The sequence below is a fragment of the Ciceribacter ferrooxidans genome (assembly GCF_004137355.1).
Classification (GTDB): Bacteria; Pseudomonadota; Alphaproteobacteria; order Rhizobiales; family Rhizobiaceae; genus Allorhizobium; species Allorhizobium ferrooxidans.
Genome location: NZ_SDVB01000253.1, coordinates 79,926 through 94,539, shown reverse-complemented (window position 1 = coordinate 94,539; position 14,614 = coordinate 79,926). Strand labels below are relative to the sequence as shown.

The 14,614-nt window shown below is 61.9% G+C and carries 16 protein-coding genes; 14 read left to right on the top strand and 2 right to left on the bottom strand.

Annotated elements, in window-relative coordinates:
- Nucleotides 1-83 precede the first annotated feature (83 nt).
- From phnG to phnN, 14 genes are all read left to right on the top strand, one after another.
- The gene (gene phnG / locus EUU22_RS16725) at nucleotides 84-560 is read left to right on the top strand and encodes a phosphonate C-P lyase system protein PhnG (protein WP_129333141.1); all 477 of its coding nucleotides are present in this window, start codon (nucleotides 84-86) and stop codon (nucleotides 558-560) included.
- The gene (phnH, locus tag EUU22_RS16720) at nucleotides 560-1,168 is read left to right on the top strand and encodes a phosphonate C-P lyase system protein PhnH (RefSeq protein ID WP_129333140.1); all 609 of its coding nucleotides are present in this window, start codon (nucleotides 560-562) and stop codon (nucleotides 1,166-1,168) included. Before phnG ends, phnH begins: the two co-directional genes overlap by 1 nt.
- A 3-nt stretch (nucleotides 1,169-1,171) precedes the next feature.
- Nucleotides 1,172-2,278 carry a carbon-phosphorus lyase complex subunit gene (locus EUU22_RS16715; RefSeq protein ID WP_129333139.1) on the top strand — a complete coding sequence of 369 codons (1,107 nt, stop codon included), beginning with the start codon at nucleotides 1,172-1,174 and terminating at the stop codon, nucleotides 2,276-2,278.
- Nucleotides 2,275-3,165 (top strand): alpha-D-ribose 1-methylphosphonate 5-phosphate C-P-lyase PhnJ, encoded by an 891-nt coding sequence (locus EUU22_RS16710; protein ID WP_129333138.1) that lies wholly within the window; start codon nucleotides 2,275-2,277, stop codon nucleotides 3,163-3,165. Before EUU22_RS16715 ends, EUU22_RS16710 begins: the two co-directional genes overlap by 4 nt.
- Nucleotides 3,162-3,938: a phosphonate C-P lyase system protein PhnK gene (gene phnK / locus EUU22_RS16705; protein WP_129333137.1), complete on the top strand. Its 777-nt coding sequence runs from the start codon at nucleotides 3,162-3,164 to the stop codon at nucleotides 3,936-3,938. The genes EUU22_RS16710 and phnK overlap by 4 nt, the downstream gene beginning before the upstream one ends.
- A 12-nt stretch (nucleotides 3,939-3,950) precedes the next feature.
- On the top strand, nucleotides 3,951-4,658 hold the full coding sequence (gene phnL, locus EUU22_RS16700; RefSeq protein ID WP_129333136.1) for a phosphonate C-P lyase system protein PhnL: 708 nt from the start codon (nucleotides 3,951-3,953) through the stop codon (nucleotides 4,656-4,658).
- Nucleotides 4,655-5,272, top strand: coding sequence for a DapH/DapD/GlmU-related protein (locus EUU22_RS16695; protein WP_129333135.1), 618 nt, complete (start codon nucleotides 4,655-4,657; stop codon nucleotides 5,270-5,272). The genes phnL and EUU22_RS16695 overlap by 4 nt, the downstream gene beginning before the upstream one ends.
- 119 nt (nucleotides 5,273-5,391) lie before the next feature.
- Nucleotides 5,392-6,246, top strand: a complete 855-nt coding sequence (gene phnC / locus EUU22_RS16690; protein WP_129333134.1) for a phosphonate ABC transporter ATP-binding protein — start codon at nucleotides 5,392-5,394, stop codon at nucleotides 6,244-6,246.
- Nucleotides 6,247-6,309: 63 nt separating this feature from the next.
- Nucleotides 6,310-7,215 carry a phosphonate ABC transporter substrate-binding protein gene (gene phnD / locus EUU22_RS16685; protein WP_129333133.1) on the top strand — a complete coding sequence of 302 codons (906 nt, stop codon included), beginning with the start codon at nucleotides 6,310-6,312 and terminating at the stop codon, nucleotides 7,213-7,215.
- A 101-nt stretch (nucleotides 7,216-7,316) separates the two neighbouring features.
- On the top strand, nucleotides 7,317-8,279 hold the full coding sequence (gene phnE, locus EUU22_RS16680; RefSeq protein WP_129333132.1) for a phosphonate ABC transporter, permease protein PhnE: 963 nt from the start codon (nucleotides 7,317-7,319) through the stop codon (nucleotides 8,277-8,279).
- Nucleotides 8,280-8,297: 18 nt separating this feature from the next.
- Nucleotides 8,298-9,776, top strand: coding sequence for a phosphonate ABC transporter, permease protein PhnE (gene phnE / locus EUU22_RS16675; RefSeq protein WP_129333733.1), 1,479 nt, complete (start codon nucleotides 8,298-8,300; stop codon nucleotides 9,774-9,776).
- 109 nt (nucleotides 9,777-9,885) lie between these two features.
- A complete protein-coding gene (locus EUU22_RS16670; protein ID WP_129333131.1) occupies nucleotides 9,886-10,575 on the top strand; it encodes a DUF1045 domain-containing protein in 690 nt (229 codons plus the stop codon).
- A gap of 19 nt (nucleotides 10,576-10,594) precedes the next feature.
- Nucleotides 10,595-11,734, top strand: a complete 1,140-nt coding sequence (locus tag EUU22_RS16665) for an alpha-D-ribose 1-methylphosphonate 5-triphosphate diphosphatase (protein WP_129333130.1) — start codon at nucleotides 10,595-10,597, stop codon at nucleotides 11,732-11,734.
- Nucleotides 11,734-12,339 (top strand): phosphonate metabolism protein/1,5-bisphosphokinase (PRPP-forming) PhnN, encoded by a 606-nt coding sequence (gene phnN, locus EUU22_RS16660; RefSeq protein WP_129333129.1) that lies wholly within the window; start codon nucleotides 11,734-11,736, stop codon nucleotides 12,337-12,339. Before EUU22_RS16665 ends, phnN begins: the two co-directional genes overlap by 1 nt.
- 3 nt (nucleotides 12,340-12,342) lie before the next feature.
- Here the strand turns inward: phnN and EUU22_RS16655 are convergent, their stop codons facing one another.
- Both EUU22_RS16655 and pcaF read right to left on the bottom strand, forming a co-directional pair.
- A complete protein-coding gene (locus EUU22_RS16655) occupies nucleotides 12,343-13,398 on the bottom strand; it encodes a 3-carboxy-cis,cis-muconate cycloisomerase (RefSeq protein WP_129333128.1) in 1,056 nt (351 codons plus the stop codon).
- Between the two features lie 2 nt (nucleotides 13,399-13,400).
- The gene (pcaF, locus tag EUU22_RS16650; RefSeq protein ID WP_129333127.1) at nucleotides 13,401-14,606 is read right to left on the bottom strand and encodes a 3-oxoadipyl-CoA thiolase; all 1,206 of its coding nucleotides are present in this window, start codon (nucleotides 14,604-14,606) and stop codon (nucleotides 13,401-13,403) included.
- Nucleotides 14,607-14,614: the final 8 nt, after the last annotated feature.

Sequence of the window (14,614 nt, the reverse complement as noted above, 5' to 3'; positions counted from 1 at the left end):
GTCACACGCTTGTCACGCCCGTTGGTTATCCATAGCTTCAGTTGTATAGTTGTCTATATTAATAGACATTTCGGAGCCTGACAATGGATGCAAAGAAACAAAATACATCCGGAGAAACGGCAGACGGCGATCGCAAGCGTACGATGGACTTACTGGCCCGCGCCACCATCAGTGAGCTGACCGCCGGCTGGACAGCACTATCGTCGCGACCGGACGTTCAGATGCTGCGCGGACCTGAAACCGGGCTCGTCATGGTTCGAGGTCGGATCGGCGGCGGCGGCTCGCCCTTCAATCTCGGCGAAGCGACGGTCAGCCGCGCGACGGTACGGCTGGCAAGCGGCATCGTTGGCTTCGGCCAGGCGCTCGGCACGGATCGCGAAAAGGCAAGGCTCGCGGCCATCTTCGATGCTCTCTGGCAACAGGAGGACACACGCGATTTCGTCGAGGCACGGCTGCTGCTGCCGGTCGCCGCCCGCATTGCCGCGGAAGACCGACGCAGAACCGAGGAAACCGCGGCGACGCGCGTCGATTTCTTCACAATGGTGAGAGGAGAGGACTGATGACCCTCAGGACAGAAGCGCTGACCGGAGGCTACCTCGATCCGGTCCACGACGCCCAAACTACTTTTCGTATGTTGATGGACTGCATGGCTCGCCCGGGAACGACCAAGGCGATCCTTCCCTCCGTCGACCCACCCGCCCCCATGGGTTCAGCGGCCGGCGCAATAGCGCTCGCGCTCTGCGACAATGACACTTCTGTCTGGCTTTCCGCCAGTCTAGCGAAATCGACCGTCGCTGAATGGATCACCTTTCATACCGGTGCACCGGTGACGCGAGAAAAGTCGGAAGCGCGATTCGCCTTCGTCGAGGCGCGCTCCCCAGTCGCCTCCTTCGGCCTCTTTGCGCTCGGCAGCCAGGAGTATCCGGACCGGTCGACAACCGTGGTCATCGAGGTCTCCTGCCTGGAAGGGGGCGCACCGCTTATCCTGCGCGGACCGGGCATCCGCGAAAGCGCGACGATCGCTCCCGTCGGACTTCCAGACATCTTCCTCCGGCAGTGGGCCGATAACCGTGCGCTCTTTCCACGGGGAATCGACGTCGTCCTGACCGCCGGCCGGCAGATCCTCTGCCTGCCCAGAACCTGCAACATCAGTACCGGGGAGGTCTGACGAATGTACGTTGCCGTCAAAGGTGGAGAAACGGCGATCGCGAACGCTCATCGCCTGCTGGCGGACCGGCGCCGCGGACCCCGCGACCTTCCGTCGGTCACGATCGACCAGATCAGCGAGCAGCTTGGTCTTGCCGTCGATCGTGTCATGGCGGAAGCCTCACTCTACGACCGCGCGCTCGCTGCACTCGCCATCAAGCAGTCGCGCGGCGATCTCATCGAAGCGATCTTCCTTCTGCGCGCCTACCGCACGACGCTACCGCGTTTCGGCTATTCGGTTCCCATCGACACCGTAGACATGAAGATCGAGCGCCGCATCTCGGCGACCTACAAGGATCTTCCCGGCGGGCAGCTCCTGGGTCCGACGTTCGATTATACGCATCGCCTGCTCGATCCGGATCTGATGGGTGACGATGTGGTCGCGGAGCCAGCCCTCAAGGAGAGCGAATCTGAAGGAATAATGCGGGTTTCGGAGATCCTTGCGGAAGAAGGCCTCGTCGAACCGGACGGCGACATGCCCGAGGACCATGTGACGGGCGACATCACCCGCGAGCCGATCGACTTCCCGATGCCGCGCGACCTGCGCCTTCAGGCACTTGCCCGTGGCGACGAAGGCTTCCTGCTTGCCCTCGGCTATTCCACCCAGCGCGGCTACGGCCGCACCCACCCCTTCGCCGGCGAAATTCGCATCGGCGAAGTCGAGGTAGAGATCCACGTTCCCGAACTCGGCTTTGCCGTCTCGCTCGGATGCATTCGGGTGACCGAGTGTCAGATGATCAACCAGTTCAAGGGATCAGCGAAAGCACCGCCGCAGTTCACGCGCGGATACGGCCTCGTCTTCGGCCAGAGCGAACGCAAGGCGATGGCCATGTCGCTCGTCGACCGCGCCCTGCGCGCGGAGGAATTCGGCGAAGACATCGTCGCCCCGGCACAGGACGAGGAATTCGTGATCTCTCACTCCGACAACGTGCAGGCGACCGGCTTCGTCGAACACCTGAAGCTACCGCACTACGTCGACTTCCAGGCCGAACTCGAACTCGTGCGCCGCATGCGGGCCGAATACGAGGCCGGTCGGACCAATCGTTTCACCGAGAAGGAGGCTGCGGAATGAGCGCCGTTCCAGAGCTCGCCCAATACAATTTCGCTTATCTCGACGAACAGACAAAACGGATGATCCGGCGGGCCATCCTGAAGGCGATCGCAATTCCCGGCTACCAGGTCCCGTTTGCGTCGCGTGAAATGCCGATGCCTTATGGCTGGGGGACCGGGGGCGTGCAGGTCACGGCCTCGATCATCGGTGCGGATGACGTGCTGAAGGTAATCGACCAGGGCGCCGACGACACCACAAATGCGGTATCGATCCGTGCCTTCTTTCAGAAGGTCGCCAATGTCGCGGTCACCACACATACGCACGAGGCGACCCTTATCCAGACACGCCACCGCATCCCGGAAAAGCCGCTCAACGAAAATCAGGTGCTCGTCTATCAGGTGCCGATCCCGGAACCGTTGCGCTTCCTCGAACCCCGCGAAACCGAGACCCGCAAGATGCATGCGCTCGAGGAATACGGGCTCATGCACGTAAAGCTCTACGAAGACATCGCCAGGAACGGCCATATCGCAACGACCTACGCCTACCCGGTGAAGGTCAACGGCCGATACGTCATGGATCCCTCCCCGACGCCGAAGTTCGACAATCCGAAGATGCATATGTCGGACGCTCTCCAGCTCTTCGGAGCCGGACGCGAAAAGCGCATTTATGCCGTACCTCCGTACACGGAGGTGGTGAGCCTCGACTTCGAGGATCACCCCTTCGAGATCCAGAGGTTCCACCAGCCGTGCGCACTCTGTGGCGCAGAAGGTGTCTATCTCGATGAGGTGGTGCTCGACGACAAGGGCGGGCGCATGTTCGTCTGCTCGGACACCGATCACTGCGAGGAACGACGTGAACAAGGTCATGTCGGGCACTTGCTCGCCACGCAGAAGGAGGCAGCGGAATGACCGACACACCGCTCTTGAAAGTCCGCGATGTCTCGAAATTCTACGGCAACCGGATCGGCTGCAGCAACGTGGCCTTCGACCTCTGGCCCGGGGAAGTGCTGGCGATCGTCGGCGAGTCCGGTTCCGGCAAGACCACCCTTCTCAATTGCCTCTCGACGCGGTTGATGCCGACCACCGGTACTGTCGAATACCATACCCGTGACGGAAACTATCGCGACCTGTATCACATGAGCGAAGCCGAGCGGCGCTTCCTCATGCGCACGGACTGGGGCTTCGTTCATCAGAACCCTGCAGACGGCCTGCGGATGGCCGTGTCGGCCGGCGCCAATGTCGGCGAGCGGCTGATGGCGATCGGCGACCGGCATTACGGCAAGATACGCGAAACTGCCGGTTCATGGCTCGAACGCGTCGAAATCAGCACCGACCGTATAGACGACCAGCCGCGCGCCTTTTCCGGGGGCATGCGCCAGCGCCTGCAGATCGCCCGCAATCTGGTCACCGCCCCGCGCCTCGTCTTCATGGACGAACCGACGGGCGGCCTCGATGTCTCGGTACAAGCCCGCCTTCTCGATCTCGTCCGCGGCCTCGTCAACGATCTCGGTCTTTCGGCGATTGTCGTCACGCACGACCTGGCGGTCGCTCGGCTCCTCTCCCACCGCATGATGGTGATGAAAGATGGCATGGTGATCGAGCAGGGCCTCACCGACCGGGTCCTCGACGACCCGCGCGAACCTTACACGCAACTGCTCGTCTCCTCGATCCTGCAAGTCTGAACGGAAAGCGCCATGGCCACGCCCCTCGTCGTCTCCGAAGTCTCGAAGAGCTTCACCATGCACCTGCGCGACGGCATCCGCCTGCCGGTCGTCGCGAACGTCTCGTTCTCTATCGCCGAGGCCGAATGCGTCGTCCTCGGCGGCCCTTCAGGCATTGGCAAGAGTTCAATCCTCAAGATGCTCTATGGCAACTATGCCGTGGATGCCGGACAGGTGCTCGTAGAGCATCGTGGTCACATCGTCGACATGGCGACCGCCGATCCGCGCATGATCATGGACATCCGCCGTACCACCGTGGGCTATGTGAGCCAGTTCTTGCGGACCGTCCCACGTGTCGCCGCAATCGACGTCGTCGCCGAGCCCCTGGTCGTTCGCGGTACCGGGGTGGATACCGCGCGCATCCGTGCCGGCGAACTGCTGGAACGGCTCAATCTGCCGCAGGACCTGTGGCAACTGCCGCCTGCGACCTTCTCCGGCGGCGAGCAGCAGCGAGTGAACATCGCTCGCGGCTTCATCACCGATCATCGCATCCTCCTTCTCGATGAACCAACGGCCTCCCTCGACGCCACGAACCGGGCCGTGGTGGTGGACATGATCCGGCAGAAGAAGGCGGCCGGCGTCGCCCTGCTCGGGATCTTCCATGACGAAGAGGTGCGCGAGGCGGTGGCCGACCGCATTCTCGACGTGACCGCGTTCTCGCCGAGAAAGGCAGCTGCATGAGCAAGAAGCTCGGGCTCGATCCACTTGTTCACGAGACCGCGCATGTCGTGAACTCAGCCCTCGGAGGCTATACCGAGGTCGCCGAGCGCTGCCGCCTCGATGAGGTGGTACTCGGCGACTACTCCTACATGATGCAGGATAGTTCCGCCTGGTGCGCCACGATCGGAAAATTCGTGAATATCGCCGCGGCGGTGCGCATCAACGCGCCCAATCACCCGACATGGCGGGCGACACTGCATCACTTCACCTACCGGGCGGCATCCTATTTCGAAGGCGCGGAGAATGACGAAGAATTCTTCGCGTGGCGCCGCGAGAACCGTGTGGTGATCGGACATGACGTCTGGATCGGACATGGGGCGACGATCCTTCCCGGGGTTCAGGTCGGCAACGGGGCAGTGATCGGTGCCGGAGCTGTCGTTTCCAAGTCCGTTGCACCTTACACGATCGTCGGCGGCGTTCCCTCCCGGCTCCTCCGCGAGCGCTTTCCGACGGATGTCGCAGCCGAAATGGAGGCGCTCGCCTGGTGGGACTGGCCCCACGACCGGCTGCATGCCGCCCTCGAAGATTTCCGGCGACTGGATGGCGCCGCCTTCGTCGCAAAATACGGAAAATAATAAATACATTCAAGTAGATGCCAGATTTTACAATACCTACACAAATCTGACATTCGCACTTCATCCAGGTCCGATACAGGCTTTATCAACCGCAAGGACAGAAGATCGGAAGCGCCAAGATGAGATTTGAGCTGAGAGACATCACCCGCCGCTTCGGGGACAATGTTGCGGTCAATGCCGTCAGTCTCGATATCCCACAAGGAGAGATGGTGGGGGTCATCGGGCGGTCTGGTGCCGGCAAGTCGACCCTGCTGCGGATGATCAACCGGCTGGTCCAACCATCTTCCGGCTCCATCCATTTCGGCGATGCAGAAGTCTCGTCCTTGCGGGGGCGGGCGCTGCGCGACTGGCAGCGTGACTGTGCGATGATCTTCCAGCAATTCAATCTGGTGCCGCGGCTGGATGTCCTGACCAACGTCCTGCTCGGCCGGCTGAACCATCGCCCGACCACGCTTAGCATTCTCAACTACTTCACGCGCGAGGAGCGGATCATGGCGATTGCTGCCCTCGAAAGGCTCGGCATCGAGCAGACCGCGTTGCAGCCGGCCGGCACGCTTTCCGGCGGGCAGCAGCAGCGCGTCGCAATAGCACGCGCACTGATGCAAGAACCGAAGATGGTGCTCGCCGACGAACCGATCGCCTCGCTCGACCCCCTGAACGCGAAGATCGTCATGGATGCACTGCGCGACATCAACGTCCGCGAGGGCATTACGGTCATCACCAATCTGCACACCCTCGATACCGCGCGAACCTACTGCGACAGAATCATCGGCATGGCGCAAGGCTCCGTCGTTTTCGACGGCCGGCCGGAAGCGCTCACGGCGGATATTGTACGGCAGATCTACGGCGCGAATGCCGATGGCAGCGGCATCGATGAGGGCATGACGTCGACAAGCATCGAGATCAGTCGCCCGAAGGCCACCGCCGCCCGGCAAGTCGCCGGCTTTCGTCCGCTTGCCGCAGCGGATGCCTGATCGGCCACCCACGCCGAAGAGCTTTCATCACCCGATCCGATCCCGGAGAAACAGGAGAGACCCATGTTGAAGAAGACCCTTCTTGCCGCCGTCGCGCTCGTCGCCACGGCCGGTGCAGTTGCTGCGGAAGACCTCAAGGAATTCCGTATCGGCATTCTGGGCGGCGAAAACGAAGCCGACCGCCTGCGTAATTTCCAGTGCCTCGTCGACAAGCTGCCTGCCGCCATCGGCGTCGAGAAGGTCTCACTGTTCCCGGCCGCCGACTATGACGGCGTCATTCAGGGCCTGCTGGGCGGCACGCTCGATTTCGCCGAACTCGGCGCCTCGGGTTACGCCAAGACCTATCTGGCGAAGGCAGATGCTGTCGAACCGATCTTTACCACGGTCCAGACCGACGGTTCGATGGGCTACCACTCGGTCATGGTTGCCCGCAAGGACTCGGGCATCACGAAACTGGAAGACATGAAGGGCAAGAAGCTCGGTTTTGCTGACCCGGATTCGACCTCCGGCTATCTGGTCCCGACGGTTACCCTGCCGGAAGCCGTAGGCGCGCCGGTCAAGGAATTCTTCGGTGAAACCGGCTTCGGCGGCGGCCATGAAAACCTCGTTCTCGAAGTCCTGAAGGGCACCTTCGACGCCGGTACGACCTGGGCGTCCGGCGTGGGCGAGTTCAAGGACGGCTACTCGTCCGGCAATCTGCGCAAGATGGTCGACAAGGGCATCCTGAACATGGACGATCTCGTCGAGCTCTGGAAGTCGCCGCTGATCCCGAATGGCCCGATCGTGCTGCGCACCTCCATGGAGGATGGCATGAAGGCGAAGGTGAAGGACTTCTTCGCCAAGCTTCCGGAGTCCGATCCGGCCTGCTTCGCCGCGATCGAGGGTGGCGAATTCAAGGGTTATGCGGAAGTGAACGTCGACTTCTACAAGCCGATCATCGACGCCCGCAAGGCAACTATCGGCGGCTGACATCCTGATCCGAAACAAAGTCGCCGGATGCATGAGGCATCCGGCGACTCTTTGTCATCGCACGCCCCTGTGATGACGCGACCAGAAGCGGACCGCCTGCAATGAGTTCCTCTACCTACAAGCCCGAGCTAAGCGAGAAGGGTGCCTTCATCGAAGGCCACTGGCGCGATCTTGCCAGAGGCCGCCGCTTCTACACGATGCTCTCGTGCGCGTTACTCGCGCTGGCACTGACGGGTTCGTTGTGGTTTGCCAATGAAACCAATTCGGGCAAGTTCTTCGAGCGCCTGCCGCATTTTTTTGATTTCATCGGAGACCTGATGCCTCGCGACGGTCTCGAGATCTGGCGCGCGCTGCTGGACCTTCCCTCGCCCTATTTCGACGGCAGCCTCAAGTACAATTATCCCGAAGGCCGTTACTACGTCACCGACAGCCTCTACATACCCGAGTACGTCTACAAGATGACGGAAACCCTGAACATTGCGTTGTTGTCGACGATCATCGGTTTCGCCCTCGGCTTCCTGCTGTCGTTTCTTGCAGCGAAGAACATGACACCCAGTCCGTGGATACGCGTTCCCGTGCGTCGCTTCATGGAGCTGTTGCGCGCATTTCCTGAAATTGTTCTCGCAGGCTTCTTTCTGGCGATCCTGTCGCTCGGTCCGATTCCGGCGATCATCGCGGTCTCGATCCACACAATCGGGGCGCTCGGCAAGCTCTTCTTCGAGGTCATCGAAAACGCGGACATGAAGCCTGACGAAGGGCTGAAAGCGGTCGGCGCCTCGTGGATCGAGCGCGCCTGGTTCGGTATGGTGCCGCAGGTGATGCCGAATTTCGTCAGCTATTTCCTGCTGCGCTTCGAAATAAACGTGCGTGCTTCGACCATTATCGGCGCGGTCGGCGGCGGCGGCATTGGCGAACAACTGCGTCTTTCGATCAGCCGTGGGCACGAGGCGAAGACGCTGGCGATCGTTCTCCTGCTGTTTGTGACGATCATCGCGGTCGATCAACTCTCCGCCTGGCTGCGCCGCAAGCTGGTCGGAGATCAGGCCTTCCAGGCCGTGATGTAGGAGTGCACCTTGAAAACGATGAGCCTTTCCGAATTCGAGGCAGTCGCTGCTCGCCATCCGCAGCTTCTCGCCCCCTCATTCTGGTCGCGCTTTCGCATAGCGCTGGCCGGTGGCGCGGTCGCCCTATATTTCGTCTTCTGCTGGTGGTTCTTCTCCATCGGTCAGGTGCTCGGAACTGCCAATTGGGGTATCGCTGCGACCTACCTCGCAGACTGGATCTCCTACGAGGTGCGGCCGGACATAGCGATCCGTGCCGACGGAACGATGCAGATCGAATTCTCGCGTTACGATCCGATCGGCCCTGACCCGCATCCGGACTGGCTCCAGGCAGAACGCAAGACGGTAACCCGGACGGTCGTGATTCCGGCAACCGAAGCACAGGTCAAGCCGAAATCGTCGTTCAGCTTTGTTGCCCCAAGCGATGCAGGCAGCCAGCAGGAGGCGACCGAGGCTCGGACCGAAACCCATACCGAAGAGATTGTCACTCATGCGACCGTGTCGATGAACTCCCTTGATCGGATCGATATATTGCCGGAGCATGTAGAGGTCCATCGCGGGACGGAAAAACTCGCCGTCGCGCTCGGCCGCAACGGCGTTCAGGCGGAGGGCGAACTGCCCGCCTGGGCAACCCAGCGCGCGCCCGGCGAGAAGATCGTGCTCGCCTTCGGCTTCTCTGGCTGGGCGGAAATCCGCGACGACGCCGTCAAGATCCACAAGCGCTTTTTCGGCTGGGAAAACTTCTTCTTCGATATCGATTCGCCTTTCTTCGGCAAATCGGCAGGAGAAGTGCTCCAATTGCTGGTGTCGGAGGAGCGGCTGGACCCCGCTCGCAGCAATGCCTCACTGGCGCTGGAGAATTTTCTCTACAATCCTTCCTGGCAGCATCTCGATGTCTGGACCAAGCTGTTGCAGACGATCGTCATGGCCTTTGTCGGCACGCTGTTCGCGACGATCGTCGCCTTTCCACTCTCGTTCGTTGCCGCCCGCAACATCACACGCAACGGCGTCGTAAACCAGATCACCAAGCGCTTCTTCGACTTCCAGCGTTCGGTCGACATGTTCATCTGGGCGCTGTTCTTCACACGCGCGTTCGGCCCCGGACCGCTTGCGGGTATCTCCGCGATCTTCTTCACGGATACCGGAACGCTCGGAAAACTCTATTCAGAAGCACTCGAAAACATCGATGACAAACAGCGCGAGGGTGTGAAGTCGGTGGGCGCAGCTCCATTGGCTGTTCAGCGTTTCGGCGTCCTGCCGCAGGTTCTGCCGGTCTTCACCTCTCAGGCGCTCTACTTCTGGGAATCCAATACACGCTCGGCAACGATCATCGGCGCCGTCGGCGCCGGCGGCATCGGCCTCAAGCTCTGGGAGGCGATGCGGACTAACCAGGACTGGGAGAATGTCGGCTACATGGTTCTCCTCATCCTGATCGTCGTCTTCATCTTCGACTCGATCTCGAATGCCCTGCGTTCTCGTCTCATCGGCAGACGGAGCTAGCGTGTGAGACACACTACAACGCCGTCGAAAGCCATCGGCAACGTTGCCCTGCAAATGCCGCAGCGCTCGCGTCATTCTTGCAGCCACTGCAACTGGAAGGAATCAGTCTTTGCGTTACGCGCTCTACTTCACGCCACCCGAGCATGACCCGCTGTCGCGGGCAGCAGCGCACTGGCTCGGTCGTGATCCATTCAGCGGGAAGACTTTGCCGATCTCCCCTACCGACGGTTTCAGCTATGAGGAACTGGCCGACCTCACCGCAGACCCGCAGCGTTACGGTTTCCATGCGACGATGAAGGCTCCTTTCTCTCTTGCTGCGGACTGCCGCGAAGGCGAGTTCGTCGACGCCGTGGGGCGCTTCTGCGGGAAGACATCGTCCTTCACGATCCCCTCGGTCGTGATCGGGCAACTCGGCCACTTCTTTGCACTCGTTCCGGAGCAGCCATTCACGCCGCTGCAGGCATTTGCAGCCGAGATCGTCGAGGCCTTCGAGCCTTATCGGGCACCGTTGAGCGACGGGGATGTGGCGCGGCGCAAACCCGAAACATTGAGTGAAACCCAACGCGCCAATCTGGTTCGCTGGGGCTACCCCTACGTCATGGACGAGTTCCGCTTCCACATGACGCTGACCGGGCCCGTCAAGGCAGAACGGGCGGCGGCCATGCGTGACCTTCTCAATGGTCGCTTCGCCGATTTCGTCGGTCGTCCACTCGGCATTTCCGGCCTTGCGCTCTACGTCGAAAAAGAGCGCGGAACGCCCTTCACCATTCATTCCTGGCTGCCTCTGTCTGGCGCCTGATCGAAAGGACAACCGACCGATGGCCACTGAAGCCGTATTCACCAATGCCCGCATTGTCCTCGAGGACGATATCATCTCCGGCACGCTCGTCGTCCGCGACGGCCTTATTGTCGAGTTTTCGGAAGGCTCGACGGCATCCGGCGAAGATATGGAAGGGGACTATATCCTGCCGGGCCTGGTCGAACTGCACACCGACCACTTGGAGGCCCACTACTCACCGCGGCCGGGTGTGCGCTGGGACAAGATCTCGGCGATCCAGGCACACGACGCTCAGGTTGTGACGTCCGGCATAACCACGGTTTTCGATTGCCTGCGCATGGGGTCCGACGAGGACGGTGGCTTCAGCAAAGGCGAGATGCGCGAGATGGCAGACGCCATACAGACGGCCGAGCGTGAAGACCGCCTACGGGCCGAACACCTTCTGCACCTGCGCTGCGAAGTGTCCGCTCCCGATGTCCTGGATCACTTCTCAGACTTCGAGAGCGACCCACATGTCCGCCTGGTCTCGTTGATGGACCATGCGCCGGGGCAGCGCCAGTTCCAGACGATGGAGCAGTACACGCTCTACTACAAGAAGAAGCGTGGCCTCTCGGAGGATGCATTTGCGCAATTCGTCGCCCGCCGTCAGGAGTCCTCCGCGCGCTATGCTGCCCCGCACCGCAACGCTCTGGCCAAGACCTGCGCCGAACGCGGCGTCACGATCGCAAGCCACGACGACGCAACGCTCGACCACGTGGACGAAGCGATCGGCTATGGCGTCAGGCTTGCGGAGTTCCCGACGAGCTTCGACGCGGCCGAAGCATCCCACAAGGCGGGAATGAGTGTGCTGATGGGCGCTCCCAACATCGTGCGCGGCAAATCTCATTCCGGCAATATTGCCGCCCGCGATCTCGCGGAGCGCGGCGTTCTGGACGTCCTCTCCTCAGATTATGTGCCGCTCAGCCTGTTGCACGCTCCCTTCGTGCTCGCCGATGCTCTGCCGAACCTGTCTCTCCCGAAGGCGCTCGCCATGGTGACGGCGACACCCGCCAAGACGGTCGGACTTTCTGACCGCGGTCGTATTGCCGAAGGACTCCGAGCTGATCTGGTGCGCGTGCGCCGGCGGTCCGGAGTGCCGGTCGTGCGTGCGGTCTGGCGCGAAGGACGACGGGTCGCCTGATGACAAGCGGGGCGTTCATACCTTCGGTTCGTGAACTTCCAGGCACGTTCGTGGCGGTCGTCGGGCCGAGCGGCGCCGGCAAGGACAGCCTGATCTCATATGCTCAAAGGCGTCTCGCATCGCGGCCGGACATCCACTTCGTGCGGCGCCTGATCACGCGCGACGGCAATGCCGGCGGCGAAGACCACCTTGCGATCGCCACGGGGGACTTCGAGGACATGCGTGAGAAAGGCGGCTTTGCCGTTCACTGGAGCGCCCATGGCCTTCGCTACGGAATACCGGCTTCCGTCAATGATGAACTGGCGCGCGGGCATGTGATCGTTGCCAACGGCTCCCGCTCGGCTCTCAACGACTTCGCCGAGGTTTTTCCGCGATTGCTCGTCGTGAACGTCGTCGCGAGAACGGATATTCTCGCACACCGCCTGCAGCAGCGCGGCAGGGAGACAGAGGCCGATGTCAGCAAACGGCTGGAGCGAGGCTCGCTGGCAATTCCAGAGGGTTTTCGAACCGTGACAATCGACAACAGCGGCGCTCTCGCCGATGCGGGGGAGCGACTGACAGACGTGCTCGTGGATCTGCTTTCGGAGCCCACCGGCGTCGCCTGACGTTCAGGCGGGATCTCCGAACCGCTCGACCGACGAAAGCAAGGCACTCCCGTGACGGAGCGAAAGGCCCGACGCTTCGATCATCTGCGGCATAAGCAGCCATTCCAGCGTCCAGGCGCTGCCCGACCGTTCCTGTTCATGCACGAGCGCTTGATGAACACCGGCGAGCAGGGTCGCATTGTAGCGGGCAAGTGCGACGAGTATCTCGGCCATTACGGGGTTCTGCTTGTGCGGCATGGCGGACGAACCGCCGCCTCCCGAAATCTCCGCCGCATCAATGCCGTTCTGGACCATGAGCGCCAGATCCTGTCCGATCTTTCCAAAAGCGCCACTGAGACGCGACAGGAAGCCGGCAAAATCCGCAACCCGCCCCCTGTCCGTATGCGGCACGTAATCGGGCAAGAAGAGACCGAGATCGCGCGCCATCGACTGCCGCACGGGGAAAATCTTGTCGCCGAACTTCTCCGACGTCCCCGCCGCTCCGGCGAGCGTCAGAATCAGGAGCCGTTCACGCTGGTGCGGTAGTTCTACTGCCAGATGCTGCAAGGGGCTCTTCCATGCTCTCAGCCGGTCGCCAACCGTGATCGACACCGCCGCCTGCATACGCGTTCGCGCCAGGAGACGGTTTCCGCCGAAGCGCAACTCAAGCACATCGAGCTGCGAGAGCACGCTTGTTAGCCGGCTATCAAAAACATCGAGAACGGAAGCAAGTCTCAGTGCCGCAGCGGTATCGATGACGTCCTGACTGGTGGCACCGAGATGGATGAACCTGTCATGCGGCTCGCCAACAGCATGGCGCAGCTGGCGGACCAGCTCGGGGACGACGACGCCATCGCGTGCCGTCGCGCTGGTCAGTGCTTCCATGTCCGGAACGAAACGTCTGCAGACCGACTCGATCGCCGCAGCGGCCTTCTCATCGACCATACCCGCTGCCGCCTGAGCCCGCGCAAGCGCCGCTTCGAAACGCAGCATGGCACGCACGTCCGCGCCGGTATCCAACAGGTTGGCGATTTCGCCGTCACCCAGGAGACCGTTGAAGAATGCGAGTCCGGTGAGCATTACTATACGCGCTCCAGAGCGATCGCGATGCCTTGGCCGACCCCGATGCACATCGCCGAAAGAGCGTAGCGACCGCCGGACAAAGCGAGCTCGAGAGCCGCCGTCCCGGTAATGCGGGCGCCGGACATGCCGAGCGGATGTCCGAGCGCGATTGCCCCACCATTGCGGTTGACCCGCGGGTCGTCGTCCGGGAGGCCAAGCTGGCGAAGCGTCGCAAGCGCCTGGCTTGCGAAGGCTTCGTTGAGTTCGATGACGTCGAACTGCTCAATCTTCATTCCGAGGCGACTCATCAAGTTCTGCGACGCGGGCGCAGGGCCGATGCCCATGACACGCGGTGGCACACCGGCCGTCGCCCCGCCCAGGATGCGGGCGACCGGCGTCAGGCCATGCAGTCTGGCCGCCTTCTCCGAGGCGATAATCAGAGCCGCGGCACCATCATTGACGCCTGAAGCGTTCCCCGCCGTGACGGTGGCTTGATTCAATTGGTTGACGGGCTTCAGCCGCGCGAGCGCTTCCAGGCTCGTCTCGCGCGGATGCTCGTCACGCTCGACGAGCACATCTTCCCCTTTTCGCTGCGGAACGTTCACGCCCGTGATCTCCTTCGACAGACGGCCGCTCGCCTGGGCAGCCGCCGCGTTTGCCTGGCTGCGGACGGCGAAGGCATCCTGATCCTCCCGTGTAACGCCGCACTCGATGGCGACATTGTCGCCCGTTTCGGGCATCGAGTCGACACCGTACAGACGTTTCATCAGCGGGTTGACGAACCTCCATCCGATGGTGGTGTCGTGGATCTCCGCATGGCGGGAAAAGGCAGAATCCGCCTTGGGCATGACGAAGGGCGCGCGGCTCATGCTCTCCACACCGCCGGCGATCATCAGATCCGCCTCGCCCGATTTGATCGCGCGCGCGGCGGTAATGACCGCGTCCATGCCCGAACCGCACAAGCGATTGATGGTAGTGCCGGTGACCGACACCGGCAGCCCGGCGAGGAGCAACGACATGCGTGCCACGTTGCGATTGTCCTCGCCGGCCTGATTGGCACAGCCGAGGATCACGTCGTCGACGGCCTCCCAATCGACCGAGGCGTGCCGCTCCATCAGCGCCTGCAGCGGCACGGCACCCAGATCATCGGCCCGGACCGCCGACAAGGCCCCGCCGAAGCGGCCGATAGGCGTCCGGATATAGTCGCAGATAAAGGCGTCGGTCATGATGAAGT